Source organism: Pseudoalteromonas sp. S16_S37 (genome assembly GCF_014694405.1).
Classification (GTDB): domain Bacteria; phylum Pseudomonadota; class Gammaproteobacteria; order Enterobacterales; family Alteromonadaceae; genus Pseudoalteromonas.
Map to the genome: position 1 here is coordinate 56,214 of NZ_JAAUWV010000009.1, position 16,467 is coordinate 72,680.

Consider the following 16,467-nt stretch of genomic DNA (forward strand, 5'->3'; position numbering starts at 1 on the left):
GCATGAAAATACTCGTGGTCGATGATATGCCACTGATGCGCCATGTAATGATTAACATGCTGCGTCGTTTAGAGTATGAAGACATCACAGAAGCAACGGATGGCAGTCAGGCCATTAAGCTCTTAAAAACGCATCACTATGATTTACTCATAACAGATTTAAATATGCCTAAAATGAATGGCAAGGAGCTTATTGATAAAATTAGGCAAGAGCTAAAGCTCACTGACTTGGCTATTGTGGTGGTAACGTGTGATGATAATAAGCAAACCGTACTTAATTTGATTTCTGCCAAAATAGACGGAATGATAGTAAAGCCTTTTACACTCAATACCTTATTAAAGCAGCTTCAGTATGTTGCTAGTCGGCGCGACAAACAACCCCAGTAAAGCCTAGCGCTTTAAAATAGTGGTGTGGTGTGTCAAATCCTGTTTGCGTGAGCAATTCAGCCAAACGCATTCTGTCTAAAGGATAAAACTCATGCTGTAAGTTGTGACGCATGCGCTGCTCCCCTATTTCTGTCAACCCCAATTGTCGACATGCCAGTAGTTGAGATTCTCGCTCAAACTCGGTTTCAGGGGCCATCAAATCCGCTAAAAATAAAGGTGCTCGATGTGGTAGTTGCGCTCGGATAGCGCTAAGTAAATCTTGTTTATCACCATCATCGGGTAAAAAATGTAACACCAATAAGCACAGTGCGGCATCAATGTGTTCGCCGCTCGGCTTTGCCAATGGAGCGTTCACGATAGTGACCCGGCTGCTTAAACCCAAGTTAGTAAAATTTTGATCTGCGATAGCAAGCATATCGTCAGAAATGTCTTGAGCTATAAAGTGCCAATGTGGATTAAGTTGCGCAAGTGCGATGATATCTTTGCCTGTGCCAGCCCCTACCACCAAGATATTCGCTTCATCAGGGAGTAGCGTTTTTAGCTGCGCGGCTGTTAAATCATGCAGTAACTCGTATCCTGGCACTAAACGCGTAATACGTTGATCATAATTGTTTGCTTCATCCGCTTTAAAACTTGGCATTAGCCCTGTCCTTTTATCTGAATACTTGAGTAACCGCCAGGCTGCTTTTTAACATGTATTTGTGTTGCAACACGTTCGGTCATTTCACTGACGTGTGAAATGACTCCTACCTTACGCCCTTGTGCTTGCAATGAGTCTAGTGCATCTAACGCCACACTCAAAGTTTCTGGGTCAAGAGTGCCAAACCCTTCGTCGATAAATAACGAACTGATCTGCACTTTATTAGCCGATAGCGACGCCAACCCCAGTGCAAGTGCCAATGACACTAAAAATGATTCACCACCGGATAGCGTGTTTACTGAACGTTGCTCATCAGCCATATCTTTATCTATTATGGCAATGTTTAGCGAATGCCCTATTACACTCAGACGATACCTTTTTGAGAGACTGCTCAAATGCTGATTAGCATATTGCAGCAAGATCTTCAGGGTTTGGGTTTGGGCAATGTTACGCAGCTTCTTACCTGTTGCATCGCCAAGTAGTTTGTCTAGCAAATACCAATGTTCATACTTCGCTTGTAGTTGAGTGAGCTGCGTTTGTTGTTGCGCTCGCGAAGCAACGTTTTGCTGATGCTGCTTTAATTGACTGCTAAGCTCTAGCCATTGTGATTGGGTCAATTCAATTTGAGCATTCACTTTATCTAGTGACTCAACGAGCGCTTGTTTTGAAGCGCTGATGCGACAGAGCGCTTCATGCTGTTCAATCTCTTCAAGCAGGTGACTGTGTCGTGCTTGAGCTTGTGCATGGTGTTGTTGCAGCAAAAGGTGTGCATCTAGCACTTGTTTATACTGCTCAAACGGCACTGAGAGCAACTCACTGACTCGCTCAGCAGTGAGTTCAGGGTGATGCAGTTGTTGTACCTGCAGCCAGTTATCAAAGCGCTCAGTAACGTTATTTTGTAGCGTTTCATTTTCGCTTAACTGTGTTTGTAAGTGACTGAGTTTAAGAGCTTGCTGATGTTTTTCATGCTCTAGTTGAGCAAGTTTTTGCTTGGCCTCATTGAACTGTTGGTTGGCATGCTCTTGCTGGCGTTGTAGTGAGGTAAACCACTCATCTACATCCACTTCAAGTGCAAGTAGCTTACTGCGTTGCTGGTCTAAATCAGCTAAGGTACTGTGCAACTGTGTAAGCTGAGCCTGTTGTTGAGCAAACTGGTTGTTTTGCATAACAAGATTGTGCTCACAATTGGCTAGTGTTGATTGTAGTTGGCTTTGCGTTTGTGCCAGCTCTTGCGCTGTTTTTTGCCAAGTATCGTATTGCGCAACATCATCACGTAACGCATCAACAGCAGCTTGCGGGCTTTGTGCAAAGTTCAACCACCAGGCTTCATCATGATACAGCTGTTGTGCTTTTTGCTTGAGCTGTAATATGTTTTGCTGAATATCTCGTTGCTGCTGTTGGCTTGTTTCAATATTGCTTGATAAATGTTGCAGCTGTTGCTGCGCCTGCGCATATTGCTGCTCAGATTTACTAAGCGATTGCTGCGATGACTTTATTTGCGACCACAGTGTTTGCTGTTGTCTACTTAGCTCACTATAAAGTTTTAAATCTTGCTCAATAGTGCTTAATTGTTGTTGCGCAGCGTCTGCATTAGGTGGATTATCGTAGCCTAATGCACGTAATTGTGAGTCAATTTGAGCATGTTGCTCTTTAAGCTGAGCTTGGCGTTGCAAGGCGACCTGAAGCTGCGCGTTGACTTGTTCATGAGCAACCATCTGTTCATTGTGGCGCTGTTGTGATTGTTGCTGAGCTTGCATAGCGCTTTGCTGCTGTGCTGAAAAGTCGGCAATTAAAGTTTGCCAATGACTGTCAATGTGCTTAACCCCATATGGGTGCTCGGTTGCACCACATACCATGCATTCTTCACCCTCTTTAAGTTGCGCACGCAAGGCGCTAATGCTGTCACTGGCACGCAGCTTTACTTGTGTCAGATTCTCCTGAGTTACCAGTGCGCGTTGTTTGTGTAACTCCACTTGCTTGGCGGTATCTTGTAACTGAAGTTTGAGGGTCTGTTGCTGATGGCGGTGTTTGTCAATACCAGCACTAAGTTGCAGCAATTCATGCTCGCACTTCTGTGCTTCTAATGACAATTTAACGGCCGACTTTAAATCATAATGCTGTTTTTGTAGTGCCTCATAGTCTAATGGCGTAAGTTGCTTCTCAAGTTCTTGTTGGCGTAATTCAAGCGCTGCGAAGGACTGCTTTTGCTGCTGGATCTGTGTTTGCAACGGTACTATCTTTTGAATTAACTCACTATGCTGTGTTTGTTGTTCAATATGTTGCCGTTGGTATTGCTCAATACGCTGCGCATAGTCGTTGAGATTGTCGAATATGTTATCAAGGTGTGACCAGTGCTCATGGGCACCTGCAAGCTTACTGCCCTGCTCTAGCTGCAACCTAATATCTTGTTGCGCGGTTTTGTTGTCATTGAGCTTGCCAGCTGCGGCGTTAAGCTGTGATTGCAACTCATCAATGGCTTGCTGAATGATTAGCTGTTGTTTTTGGTTATCAGAAATTTGTTGTTGTGTAACGCTGCGCTGATTATCTAAGCTGCGTATTTGCTTAACCTTTGGTTCTTGCTCTTTTAGCTGCAAAGTGGCCTGTTGTTGCGCTTGCTGCGCAGATGACACGAGGCTTTGTTGGTTACTAAGTTGTAGATCGTAATCTTGTTTTGCCAGTTCAGTCTGTTGCGCATGGAGCTGACTGTGCTGCGCTTTTAGCGTATTTTCTTGGTGTCGGTTATCTGCAATTTGTTGTGTGAGTTGAGCGAGTTGCGCTTGTTTTACCGCAGATGCTTGGTCACTTAGTTGTGTCTCTATTTCAAGTAACTGCTGTTGATATTGTTGAAGTTTTTGTTGTTGCTGCTCACTGGTATTCAGCCATTGAATATCCCGCTGATATTGATCACTTTGCGTCTTAAGTTGTTTAAGCTCACTATCAAGGTTCGTTATTTGCAAGTTCAAAGCGGCTAGTTCATCATCCGATAGTATGCGATAGTGAGTTAGGCTCTGCTGCACTTGTTCAAGTTCAGTTTTTTTCTCTTTATGACGCTCAAAAATGGCTTGCCCTAAGCGGCTAAATTTGTCGGTGCCAGTTAAGCACTCAAGCAATTGTGCTCGTTCGTCAGCGCTGGCTTTCAAAAATGCTGCAAATTCGTGCTGGGCCAGTAATACGGCGCGAGTAAATTGTTCAAAGCTCAAACCAATTAACTGCTCGATTTTGCTAACGGTTGTGTTGCTTGATTGCGTCAGAATTGACTCGTCACTGACACGAATGAGTTGATGTTCAGGGCGTTTTAACTTGCCATCAGTTTTTTTTCGAGCGCGTTCTATCTTCCAACGTGCAATGTAACGCTCACCATCTTGGCCAACAAATACTACTTCGGCTTGCCCGTGAGCACATCCTCTGCGCAGTAAATTACGCGGATCATTAAGTTTTATATCGTCGCCATTAAATGCCACCGTGTTCTTCAAGTCATTTTTTAATCGCGCGGTTTTGCCATATAAAGCCAAACAGATACCATCGAGCAACGTACTCTTGCCCGCGCCCGTATCACCGGTTATCGCAAATAAGCCACTATGGCTAAGCGGAGGGGCTTCAAAGTCTACTTCTGCGTGAGTCAACGAAGCGAGGTTTTTGATCGACAAACTAAGTAATTTCATGAGTGTGATTCTTCATCCATTGAATTAATGACTTGTGCTAAGCATTCTTTTACTTGTTCGGGAAGCTCATCATCGGCACTCACTTGTTCGGCAAATGCTAACGAAAGTAGCGTCATCGGATCGAGTTGTTCGACTTTACCAAGGTCTTCAAAATAACTATCTTTGGTTTGTACAGCCGAGCTTACCCTTTCAATACCGCAAAAAAGTAGTGGTTTATCACTTATCGCTTCATCAATTGCTGAACGAAACTGGCTGCTTGTTTCACTGCTATTTAAGCGCAGACGAACATAACTAGGTGGCGCATCTGTATCAAGCTCTAGTGCATCGATAAGCTCGCATAAAGTAGTTAAATCGGCACCGCCTTGCTCCGGCAATAAAATAAGCTGCTGGTACCTTGGAACGTAAAGGGGCTTTACACTACTGAGTTGCTTACCTGAAAATTCAGCGATCAGCACTTGATGCTGATAATTTCTTTCTGAAAATGACATTGGCAATGGCGTACCGCTATAACGAATGTGCTCACTTTTTGCGACCGTTTGCGCTTTATGTAAATGTCCAAGCGCAACATAATCCGCATGCTGTTTGAAAATATTGGCATTAATGGCCTCAAAGCCACCGATGGAAATATTTCTTTCTGAATCACTAGAAATGTCGCCACCTTTGGCGTGTAGATGGCCGAGTAAAATAAGGGGCTCATGTTCGCTTAGTGGTAGCGCGTGTTCAAGTGCTTGCTGGTATGCCTCAGACACGGCTTGCTGGTAACTAATATCTGAGGTTATGGTGATATCCGCAGCCCTCAAAAATGGCATTGCTACAACGTGGGCTGTTCCGTTTTTTGTTACAATAGACTTTACAACGTTTTCTGGCGCATTTTTGTCGAAACGGCCAACAACGTGGGTATCAAAGAGTTGTAAAAGCGGCTTTGCGGTTTCTATGCGATTAGCGGAGTCATGATTGCCAGCAATAAGGACTATATGTAAGTCAGGGCAAAGTTGTTTTGCATGCTTGATGAAAGAATACAGCTGTTGCTCAGCACTGGCTGGCGGAGTTGCAGTATGGTAAATGTCGCCTGCAACAACAAGTAAATCAATAGCTTGTGTTTTAAGCGTGTTGGCAAGCCACTCCAAAAATACTTGCTGTTCTTGCGCACGACTATGTTCATAAAACTGTTGGCCCAAATGCCAATCAGAGGAATGCAATACTCTCATTCAGCGTTTCCTTGACGATAGAAACGCTAATATATCATTGTCAGTGTGCTTGGTTAACGGCTTATTTGCATCCAAGCGAAAAGAATTATAGGTAAAACAAGCAATAACAATAAAGCTGGTGTCTTGAATGCTTTTACTTGCTTAGCCTGAAGCCTTTTTAAAGCTGACTTTTCGTTACATGCCGCTACTTTATCGATATAAAAGTAGCCATCATCTAAATACTCTTTGCAATTTTGCTCATCCGCAGGAATGGCAACAAGCTTCTCTTGTTTTTTTAGGATGTAAAAATCCATACTGCTCACCACATTTTTTCTTGCTAAACGGGTTTATTTATACGAGCAAAAGTGAGGCCAACTTTTTGGGACATTTTTGCACGAAATAAAAAAGTGCGGGATTTTAAAGATAATTTCGGGTAAAGATCAATAAAAAAATTTGTTTTTTTAATTTATTTCCCAAATAGAGACAATAATTTCAAAAAATACAAGTTGGCATGCCGTTTTATTGGCGTCTGCGGAGGTTTGTTTGCAATTATGTATATAAATTATTTTATATCGTTATAAGAACAAACGTGCTTCAATGCAATAGATGCGAGATAATCTGCCGCCTATTCGGCTACAATTGTCATCACTATTGTTTTTATCAGTGCAATTAAATAACGTGAAAACTTTGAAGGGATGGTAACTTAGCGCTTTGCAAGATAGTGCTTGGTGGCCTATGGTTAAACAACATTCGCCACTAATGGCAGGGATAATAATGTTACAATTAAATGCACAGGCGTGCTCATACAGTAGTGCCATGATCCAACAGACAATAAAAGGTGTGATCTTTGACCTAGACGGCACCCTAGTTAGCTCCGATTTAGACTTTCAGTTGATCAAAGCACAAGTCGGTTGCTCGCCAGAGCAAGATTTGCTCGATTTTATCGCTCAACTTCCTTCACCCTACATGCGCCAAGAAGCAATGAACATCGTTCATCAACACGAAATGCTAGATGCGCAAAATGCGCAGCTTTTACCCGGCGTTGCCGATAGCATAAAGCGCTTAGAGCAAATGCAAATTCCAATGGCTATTGTGACCCGCAACTTTGGCCGCGCCGCAAAATTAAAGCTAGAACAATGTAATTTGCCTATCTCGTTGATATTGACTCGGGATGATGCCCCGGCAAAGCCAAATCCAAGCGCCCTTTTGCATATTGCGAAGCAATGGCAATTTTCAACACCTCATTGTATGTATGTGGGTGATTATTTGTATGATATACAAGCTGCGCACAATGCCAAAATGCGATCTTGCCTATATGCGCCAAACGATATGCCGCATTATGCAAGTCAAGCACACCATATACTCCGTCATTTTCAAGAGCTGCCTGAGCTTGTAAAAGCCTTTGCTTAGGTTTGCGTGTGACAATGCCTATCAAACACTAGCCCAATGGCGAGAGTCTTGTTAAAATCTCGCCAATTTAATCTATAAAACGAGAATTAAGATGGGCAGAGCATTTGAAGTCCGCAAGAACGCCATGGCAAAAACGGCGGCGGTAAAAACCAAAGTAAACTCAAAATATGGTAAAGAAATTTACGTTGTAGCAAAAAACGGCGGCCCTGATCCTGAAACCAACCTGTCATTACGTCGCCTAATTGATAAAGCTAAAAAAGACCAAGTACCTGCTCACGTTATTGAAAAAGCAATCGAAAAAGCAGCAGGCGGTGCAGGTGAAGATTACGCAGCAGCACGTTACGAAGGTTATGGTCCTGGTAACTGTATGGTGATTGTTGACTGTTTAACAGATAACCCAAACCGTACAATTAAAGATGTACGTTTACCATTTACTAAAACAGACTCAAAAATCGGTAGCCCTGGCTGTGTTGCGCACATGTTCGATCACTTAGCTATTCTAGGCTTTGATGGCGACGACGATGAAGCGGTATTAGAAGCGCTGATGATGGCTGATGTGGATGTGACAGACGTTGAAGTAGAAGATGGTAAAGTGTCGGTATTTGCACCACACACAGAGTACTACAAAGCGAAGACAGCATTGACAGAAACATTTGATGGTATCAATTTCGAGATTGATGAAATCACGTTTGTGCCACAAACGCATATCGAAATCACAGATCCAGATGATATCGCAAACTTCGAAAAGTTCATGGGTATGCTTGAAGATTGTGATGATGTGCAAAACATTTATCACAATGCAATCGTTAAAAACTAATTGCTGCAACCTGTTTAATAAAAGCCGAGCCTCTTGCTCGGCTTTTTAATATGTCATTTGGAATGAGCTATGAACAAAGTTATAAGTACCGAAAATGCTAAACACTACACCTGGGGCGAAGTGTGCGATGGCTGGCATCTAGCTGCAACCAAAGGGTTGAGCGTGATCCAAGAGCGAGTTCCTCCCGGTGCACAAGAGGTAAAGCATTTTCACCACGTTGCCGAGCAGTTTTTTTATATTCTACAAGGGCAAGCGTGCTTAGATGTGGATGGTGAGATATTAACACTACATAGCGGGCAGGGCGTCCATGTCAGTGCTAACACCCCACATCAGTTGAAGAACATCAGCTCTGAGGTGTTAACCATGCTGGTCATTTCAACCCCGCCAAGCCATGGCGACCGCACCCTCGTTAGCGAGTAATGGGCGATTTACGCTGATTGAGTTAGTAAAATACTGATCTCATTGATTTGTGCAATGCTGGCTTCATTATCACCATGGACACATAGCGTATCGGCTGTTAAAGCGAGCTGTTTGCCCGATTCTGTTGTTACACAACCGTGCGTTGCTAATTGACGAACCTGTGCCATCAGCGCCGTTTTGTCATGCACTGCGTTGGCCTGAGTGCGGGGGGTGAGCATGCCATTATCGGTGTAAAGCCTATCCGCAAATGCTTCAAACATAAGCTTAACGCCAAATGTATCTGCTAAAGCCTGATGCTCCTTTTGACGAGCGGTAGCTAGCACCATCAGTTTTAATTCTTTCGGGTAACTTGCAATCGCTTGGATCACGATATTAAGTAGTGGCTCATCGGCCATCATATCGTTGTAAAGAGCGCCGTGGGGCTTCACATACGCAAGCGTTAAGCCTTGGCATTGCGCCATGCCATCAAGCGCCGAAATTTGATAGTGCAGTGTATCGGTTAACTCCTGAGCACTCATTTTCATTGAACGGCGACCAAATCCTTGTAAATCAGGGTAGCTTGGGTGTGCACCAATCATCACTTGATGCTGTTTTGCTAATTTAAGCGTTTTGGCTATCACTGTAGGGTCGCCTGCATGAAACCCACAGGCAATATTGGCACAGTCTATTACAGCCATTGCTTGCTCATCTAAGCCCATTTTCCAAGCGCCAAAGCTCTCTCCTAAATCACAATTTAATAGCATAACGAGTCCTATTTAATGGTTACAGGCAATACGCCGTTTGCTGGTGCGACACCGAGTATCACTTTTGCCAGTGCGGTAAAAGCGGGGCCTGACACTTGCCTATCAGTCTCAACATCTATGTTATAAGCATAGCTTGCTAATACGGCGTCGCTTAGTGGCGCAAATTGTTTGATTTCATAAGGTGCACGCAAACTAATAAACACCGTGGGTTTATTTTGCTTTTTGGCCCAACGGAGCAGGGCTTCTAGTGCTTGTGGTTGTTGTTGACGAGACAGAGCATATTTCTCTAACTTCGCGACATCTTCCATCCCGCCAATTTCTACAGCACTTTGTTGAGGGCTTGCATGGCCTGCAATGACAACGTCAGCGTCTGAAATTTGCTGCTCAGCTAAGTTTGGAGCAAACCCTTGCAAGCTATTACAGGTGATCTGTAAAGGGGCTTTACTAAATGCCCTTAGTGCTTGTTGCATGGCTTCACACTTACGCATATCGGGCATGATAACGTGAATTTTTTTCTTAGTGTCTACATTTAAAGGCAATAACTGTTCATTTTTTACTTGCGTGATGGCCGCCAGAGCAAGCTCTGCTTCAAGTTTTCGATGTCCGGGGTTACCTAATGTCGCTTTTGCAATCGCACTAGAAGCAGGCGCGATATTTGATAAATAACGCTGTTTGAGTGTAATGATCCTGTTGGCTGATGCGCTTATCTCATCATGATTGAGAGTTTTATTTTTAACAGCTTGGGTAAGCGACTCAAGCAGCTGCTCTAGTTGCTTGATATCATCAGGTGTGCGAATCGCAAGGGGCATCAGGGCGATATCTACTCCCGCATTAAAGGTTTCAATGACCGCTGATGTACTATCAAAAAAGTCACTGATCCCCGCCATGTCTAAAGCATCTGTGATCACCACACCTTGGTAGCCAAGTTTGCTGCGCAGCAAGTCATGCATAATAGTACGCGACATGGTGGCGGGCTTTAGCATCTGTTGTCCATGCTTGTTTTTAAGCGTACTGCTATCAAGCGCTGGGTATTGAATATGGGCAGTCATGATCATACCCGGTGGGTTGCTATCAATCACAGATTTAAACGGGGCTAAGTCATTTTGCCAAATGGTGTCTGTATCATGGTCGACTCTTGGCAGCCCCGTGTGGCTATCAACGTGGGTATCGCCATGACCCGGAAAATGCTTTAGTGCTGAGATCACGCCTTGTTGTTCAAAGGCTTTGACTTGCGCAGCTCCTAGTTTGGCGACCAATTCAGGGTTTTCGGAAAAAGAACGGACATTGATCACCGGATTTTCGGCATTCATATTAACATCAACAGTGGGAGCAAAGTTGACGTTAATACCAAGGCTTGTAAGCTCCTTAGCGATAACTTCAGCAACTGCGCTGGCGTAATGCGTTCCATGCTTAGGGTAGGTGGCACCAATGCTCATATTACCGGTAAATGATGTTGCTTGCTCGCGGTTGATACGTGCTACGCGCCCACCTTCTTGGTCTATTGCGATAAACAGTGGAAGAGGGTATTTCGCCTTTTGAGCTGCAGCCTGCAGTTGGTTGTTTAGATTTACTATTTGCTGTGTGTCGTGGGTGTTCTCTGAAAACAGAATAACACCACCGATATGATAATTGGCGATCACTTGGGCGAGCTGTTCGGGCAACTGTGTCATTGGCTCTCGGCACGTCTTACTCTGCCCTTGAGCGCAAAAATAGCGAAAATCTAGCATTAACTTTTGCCCTAGTTGTACCTCAATCGGCAGCTCTGGCTTTGCAAAAACGGTTGATGGATTGCTCATGGTCATGGCGAAAATGATACCTAATGGTTTAATAAGCCTAGAAAACGTCATAAAAAATGAATAGTTATTTTCGTTATGATGGCTAATTTAGCATTAACCAAAGGTGATTGATAACTTAAGGCGATGATCTTTACTTAAGCTGCGGTGTAGGGCAAATCGAGTAGGGCACAACAGCCTGTTTTATCTACTCTGTTATGCAACGACAATCGGCCTTGATGGGCTTCGGCAATTTGTTGGCATAATACCAAGCCGATACCCGAGCCATGCTGTTTAGTGCTGTAAAAGGGCACAAATAGATTATCGCTGTTTTTAATGCCGCCTCCGTTGTCACAAATATGTACTCTTATTCGCTTGTTGCTGATTTGCCAATCAATATCAATTTGGCAGGTATGCTTGAGCTGTGCAGAGGCATCTTGTGCATTTTTGAATAGGTTGATAAATAACTGCTCAAATTGCCATGAATCAATAAGTAAGATGACATCGTCTTTTGGAATTATGTTAAATAAGCAGTCATTAAATGGCTTTTGACAGTTAGCTATTAATTCTTTGAGTGAGTGAGCTTGGCAGTTTGGTTCGGGTAATCTTGCTAATTGATGGTAGCTTTCAATAAATTTGCCTAAATCGCTGGCGCGTTTTTGAATGAACTCTAAGTTATCGGTGATGCTATTTTTTATCGGTGAATCAATTTGCTTATTCACTATTTTGACCAAGGTTTGTGAAATAGAGGCAATAGGCGACAAAGAGTTATTTATCTCATGACTCATCACCTTAATAAGTCGCTGCCATGCATGCCTTTGTTCACTGCGTAGTAAAGAATGAACGTCGGTAATAAATACCAGCTTATATGTTTTGCCCTCACGCATGTATTGTTCAACATGCAAGTTATAGCGCTTTGTTTGTAAAGCAATTGGCAGTTCTATGACCTGACTTTGGCCTTCTTCAAGCTGATTGACGATATGTAGCTCTTTGGGTAACGCATTAGCGATTTTGTGTGGGCTTAGAGAAAACAGCGTTTGTGCTGCTGGGTTAAAAAGGGCAATTTGCTGATTGTCGTCAATGGCTAAAATGGCAACATCAATGTGCTCTAATACCGTTTGTACTAGTTGTTGAGACTCTGCTGATTGCCAGCGCTGCGCACTAAGTTGTTGTGCTAAGCGGTTTATGGCGTTAAACAAGGGGGCGAGCTCTTGTTCGCCTTTTCCTGCACGTGCTCTTAAGGTGTAATCTCCTTGTGCAAGCGCCTCAATTAAATTAGTTTGCGTGCGTAATTGGTAGACTACTTTTTGCTTAACTCGAATGCAGCTCCATGTGATCACAATTGCGCCAAGTAGAGCGCATAATGCAATCAGCCACACCGAAACTTGGCTGTAGAGCATGGCGATGATAAGCATTAGCAGCAAAGGCAATGCGGTTGCCAAATATATGATGCTGAGTTGTTTTTCATACGGTGTGTGTTTTGGCATCTATATTCATCACTTTGATTACTTAGTTAGTTTTGTTTAAACGGCGGTAAAAGGTACTTCGGCTGAGACCAAGCGATTGTGCGGCAGTGACGGCATCGCCATTAAAGTGAGCAAGCCGCTGCGCTAAGGTTTGCTGTTCTATCTCACTTAAAGTTAGTAAGTGGGCACTATTTGTTTGTCCTTCGTTACTTATAGCCTGTACTTGCGGTGTCGGCGCTAAATTGAGGTGCTCAATATCAATATGTTCACTCGGTGCGAGAATATGTGCACGTTCCATTAAGTGCCCAAGCTCTCTAACATTACCCGGCCATTGATAATGCTGTAGTGCATGTTGTGCCTGAGGGGTTAACACCCGTCCTTGCGCTGCGTACTTTTCAATGGCGCGCTGCAAAAAATAATGGGCTAAAGGCAAAATGTCAGCAATACGTTCGCGCAAAGGAGGGATATGTATTTGCACGGTATTAATACGATATAGAAGGTCTTTTCGAAATGCGCCGCTTGCCACAGCATGATTAAGATCTGCATTGGTGGCACTGACCAAGCGCACATCCACCGATTGAGTTTTACTGGCACCGACCTTTTCAAACTGCTTTTCTTCTAACACTCTTAATAACTTAGCTTGTTGTGAGTAGGGGGTGTTGGCGATTTCGTCTAAAAATAACGTCCCTTCATCGGCCAGTTCAAAACGACCGATACGTTGCGACTTGGCATCGGTAAAGGCCCCTTTTACATGACCAAACATTTCGCTTTCAAACAAGCTCTCGCTGACCGCCCCCATATTAACACTGATCAACTGCTCATCTTTTCGCGCGGAAAGATCATGTAAATAACGCGCAAATAGGCTTTTTCCTGTGCCATTTTCGCCCGTAAGCAATACGCTAACATCACTTTTTGCAACTTGTGATAATGTGGCCAACACGCTTTTTATTTGCTCTGAATGGGCAATCAAGCCCGATACAAACCCCAGCTCGTTTTGCAGTAACTGGTTATGAATCGCCAGTTTTTGGGTGCGCTGCTTGGCTTTAGCCAGCTGTAATTGTGTGCGAATAATGTTCAAGAGCCGTTCGTTTTCCCATGGCTTTTGCACAAAATCATTGGCACCAAGCTGCATGGCTTTGACCGCAATTTCAATGCTGCCCCAACCTGTAATCGCTATGATGGGAGTTTGCTCATCATCAGCTCTTACGTGCTGGATAAAGGCCAAACCCTCTTCAGCGGATGTGGTGTCTTGGGTAAAGTTGAGATCGGTGATCACCAAGCCTATAGTATTACTTTTTAATAACTGTTTAGCCTCAGTAGGGCTATTGGCTTGTAAACACATATAACCCTCAGCCAGCAGCAATAGGCTCAGAGCATGTCTTATGCCCTCATCATCATCAATGATTAATATCGGATCGCTCATAAATATTTGTTAATCACACGCTTAAGTAAGTTCAGTGTACGACAAAGCGTAGTAAATATAAAAACTACGCTTTGTTATTGAGTGTTACTGCATTGGCCGTTACTGATTGTGCAGTGCGTATGCTGGCTCGTTGACCAAAGCTCGTTTGGTGGGCAAATAAGTTGCCAGTAATACCACCGCCGACAGTAACAGCGTTAATATTACGGCCGCAATGGCCACATCCATAAATTCCACCCCAATGGGGACCGACATTGTATATCCTAAGGCCAAACCAATGGCTAACCCCGGTACAGCACCTAGCAATAACTGCTTAGTACCTGAAGCAATAAATTCAGCGGTGATCCTTTGCTCACTCGCGCCTAACGCGCGTTTTACACCAATTTCTTGTGTGCGTTGAGAAATCGTATTTGCCATTACGCCATAGATCCCACTGGCGGCCAACAAGAATGAAGCTAAGCCAAACAACATCAATACACCACCCACAAATCTCAGTGGTGCAACACGTTGTGATAAACGCTCATCTAAGCTGCCAACGTCAAAAATAGGCAGTTCTGGGGCGATGTCATTAACCGCTTTGGTGAGCGCCATCTTAGCACTGGCCATATCGCTATTGATGTTTGCCGCAACGAACAAGGATGAACGTGGCGCTTGCGCAAATGGTAAATAAACTGAAGGCATTTTTATCTCTTTATCTCTGTTAGGCATATTCTGAACAATATGCTTAATTACCCCCACAATGGTAAACCAAGGACCTTTTGTGCCATTTTCACTGATGAACTGTATTCTTTGGCCGATTGGCTGGGTTGTTGTCATATATTGCTCTACAAAGCTGTCGGTCACAATTACGGTATGATTTTCGGCTTTGTTGTCAGAGTCGCTAAAGAAACGCCCCTCAACCAATTGTGCATCTAAATTACTTAAAGAGCCCGGTAATACCGCAATTTGGTTAGCTCGCGGGTAGCTAGATAAGTTCTGTTGGCTATATTCTTGAGTGGCAACGGCGATGGCTGGGCGTTGGTCGCTAAAGCCAGGAAGCCTCGACATAACCACCGTATCGTGCAGAGCATTTTGAGTGCTTAACTTAGTTTTAAGGGCCTGTACAAACTGTACCTTTTGCTCGTCTGTCGCATAGCTTTCTTGCGGCAGAGCAATCTGACCAATCAGTTTATTGCTGGTGTTTACGCCATAGTCGGCATACGTCGCTTTAAAGCTTGCTGTGATCATCACCGCAGCAACGATTAAAATCGTGATAGACAAAAACACCTCACCCACCACCAGTGCTTTATTGAGCTTACCGGCGTTTTTACCAAGTGCACCACGTGTGCCATCGCGCAGTACCGCATTAAAGTCGCCATTGATATTGCGCCAAGCGGGTAAAAATCCAGTAACAAAAATAGTCCCCACTAAAAAGGCAAAAAAGATTTTTAGCGTATACGCATCAATGCCAAAGTCCCACCAAAATGGTGGTCTATCGGTAAAAAACTGGTTTGTGACCGTTTGAGTTACTTCTAATCCCCAGCCCATCACAAGTAAGCCAATTAGGCCTCCTAGGCCACAGATAAAAATGCTTTCCCATAACAATTGACTTAATAAACGCCCAGTTGGTGCACCTAATGCCACTCTAATGGCAGTTTCTTGCGAGCGTTCTACAGCTCTTGATAGTAATAAATTGCCGACGTTAACAGAGGCGAGCACCAAAATTAAAACCGCGGCCAAATGCATCACATACACAACGGGCATGCCACCATCTGCGGTAGACATATGCATGGTTAACGCATAGGCGCTTAAGCCCGAATTGGTTTTAGGATAGCGCTCCGCGAGGCGCTGCATGATTAAGTTCAACTCTTGGTCTATCTGCTCAATGCTAACGCCTGGTTTTCGCAGTGCAAGCCCCGTTACCAAGCTATTTTGCTCTCTGGTGACTTGTTCAGTATTATCACGCAAAGGGCGCCATAACTGCGCACGACGCGGAAAATAATACCCCTCTGGCATAACCCCAATTACGCGATGGTTTAGACCATTAATTTTAATGCTTTGTGATAATACATCAGCTTGCCCAGCAAATTGGTTTTGCCATAAATCGTAGCCAATAACCGCGACATTCTCACCACCCACTTTGTCTTCTTCAGTGCTAAATGTTCTGCCCAGAATCGGCGCTGTGCGCGTAAGTGAGAAGATGTTTGCGCGCGCATCTGTGGCGCTGTATCTGCGAGCACCATCTCTACCTGATACGCTCACTGTTTCATTGCGATATGCACTAAATTCGCTGACACTGGTTAGATTAGCTTTAACCTGTGCAAAATCATGCAGATTAAACTCTCCAAAATGACGTTTGCCATTAATCGAAGTTGTTATTTCAATGATATGTTCACCGTCTTCAAACGGCAGGGGTTTAAACAGCATGGTGTTCATAAATGAAAATAAATAAACACTTAAACCAATGCCGGTTGCCATTACAAACACGGTTAAAGCGCTAAAGCTGGGCTTTTTGGCCAATAAACGCATGGCATATTTAATATCGTTGCGAATACTCATAACTTA

At 43.9% G+C, this 16,467-nt stretch carries 13 protein-coding genes; 4 read left to right on the forward strand and 9 right to left on the reverse strand.

Going from position 1 to position 16,467, the window contains the following annotated elements; genetic code table 11:
* Positions 1-2 precede the first annotated feature (2 nt).
* Positions 3-386 (forward strand): response regulator, encoded by a 384-nt coding sequence (locus HC733_RS06605; RefSeq protein WP_190364263.1) that lies wholly within the window; start codon positions 3-5, stop codon positions 384-386.
* On the opposite strand, the gene HC733_RS06610 is transcribed toward HC733_RS06605, so the two are convergent.
* Genes HC733_RS06610 through HC733_RS06625 form a run of 4 tightly spaced genes read right to left on the reverse strand, consistent with a single transcriptional unit; the run spans position 358 to position 6,189 of the window.
* On the reverse strand, positions 358-1,026 hold the full coding sequence (locus tag HC733_RS06610) for a class I SAM-dependent methyltransferase (protein ID WP_190364264.1): 669 nt from the start codon (positions 1,024-1,026) through the stop codon (positions 358-360). The genes HC733_RS06605 and HC733_RS06610 overlap by 29 nt on opposite strands.
* Positions 1,026-4,688, reverse strand: coding sequence for an AAA family ATPase (locus HC733_RS06615; RefSeq protein ID WP_190364265.1), 3,663 nt, complete (start codon positions 4,686-4,688; stop codon positions 1,026-1,028). Before HC733_RS06615 ends, HC733_RS06610 begins: the two co-directional genes overlap by 1 nt.
* Positions 4,685-5,896, reverse strand: a complete 1,212-nt coding sequence (gene sbcD / locus HC733_RS06620; protein ID WP_190364266.1) for an exonuclease subunit SbcD — start codon at positions 5,894-5,896, stop codon at positions 4,685-4,687. Before sbcD ends, HC733_RS06615 begins: the two co-directional genes overlap by 4 nt.
* Before the next feature lie 53 nt (positions 5,897-5,949).
* Entirely contained in the window at positions 5,950-6,189 is a 240-nt protein-coding gene (locus HC733_RS06625; protein ID WP_190364267.1) for a hypothetical protein, read from the reverse strand.
* A gap of 460 nt (positions 6,190-6,649) precedes the next feature.
* On the opposite strand from HC733_RS06625, the gene HC733_RS06630 reads away from it, so the two are divergent.
* From HC733_RS06630 to HC733_RS06640, 3 genes are all read left to right on the forward strand, one after another.
* Positions 6,650-7,285, forward strand: a complete 636-nt coding sequence (locus HC733_RS06630; RefSeq protein WP_446727618.1) for an HAD family hydrolase — start codon at positions 6,650-6,652, stop codon at positions 7,283-7,285.
* A gap of 91 nt (positions 7,286-7,376) precedes the next feature.
* A complete protein-coding gene (locus HC733_RS06635; RefSeq protein ID WP_190364268.1) occupies positions 7,377-8,102 on the forward strand; it encodes a YebC/PmpR family DNA-binding transcriptional regulator in 726 nt (241 codons plus the stop codon).
* Between the two features lie 69 nt (positions 8,103-8,171).
* On the forward strand, positions 8,172-8,522 hold the full coding sequence (locus tag HC733_RS06640) for a cupin domain-containing protein (RefSeq protein WP_190364269.1): 351 nt from the start codon (positions 8,172-8,174) through the stop codon (positions 8,520-8,522).
* Between the two features lie 8 nt (positions 8,523-8,530).
* Here the strand turns inward: HC733_RS06640 and HC733_RS06645 are convergent, their stop codons facing one another.
* The 5 genes from HC733_RS06645 to HC733_RS06665 form a co-directional block, all read right to left on the reverse strand.
* Positions 8,531-9,265, reverse strand: coding sequence for a 5-oxoprolinase subunit PxpA (locus HC733_RS06645; RefSeq protein WP_190364270.1), 735 nt, complete (start codon positions 9,263-9,265; stop codon positions 8,531-8,533).
* Positions 9,266-9,273: 8 nt separating this feature from the next.
* Entirely contained in the window at positions 9,274-11,067 is a 1,794-nt protein-coding gene (locus HC733_RS06650) for a glycoside hydrolase family 3 N-terminal domain-containing protein (RefSeq protein ID WP_446727621.1), read from the reverse strand.
* Positions 11,068-11,195: 128 nt separating this feature from the next.
* Positions 11,196-12,524: a sensor histidine kinase gene (locus HC733_RS06655; RefSeq protein WP_190364271.1), complete on the reverse strand. Its 1,329-nt coding sequence runs from the start codon at positions 12,522-12,524 to the stop codon at positions 11,196-11,198.
* 22 nt (positions 12,525-12,546) lie between these two features.
* Positions 12,547-13,926, reverse strand: a complete 1,380-nt coding sequence (locus tag HC733_RS06660) for a sigma-54-dependent transcriptional regulator (protein WP_190364272.1) — start codon at positions 13,924-13,926, stop codon at positions 12,547-12,549.
* A gap of 99 nt (positions 13,927-14,025) precedes the next feature.
* A complete protein-coding gene (locus tag HC733_RS06665) occupies positions 14,026-16,461 on the reverse strand; it encodes an ABC transporter permease (RefSeq protein WP_190364273.1) in 2,436 nt (811 codons plus the stop codon).
* Between the last annotated feature and the right edge of the window lie 6 nt (positions 16,462-16,467).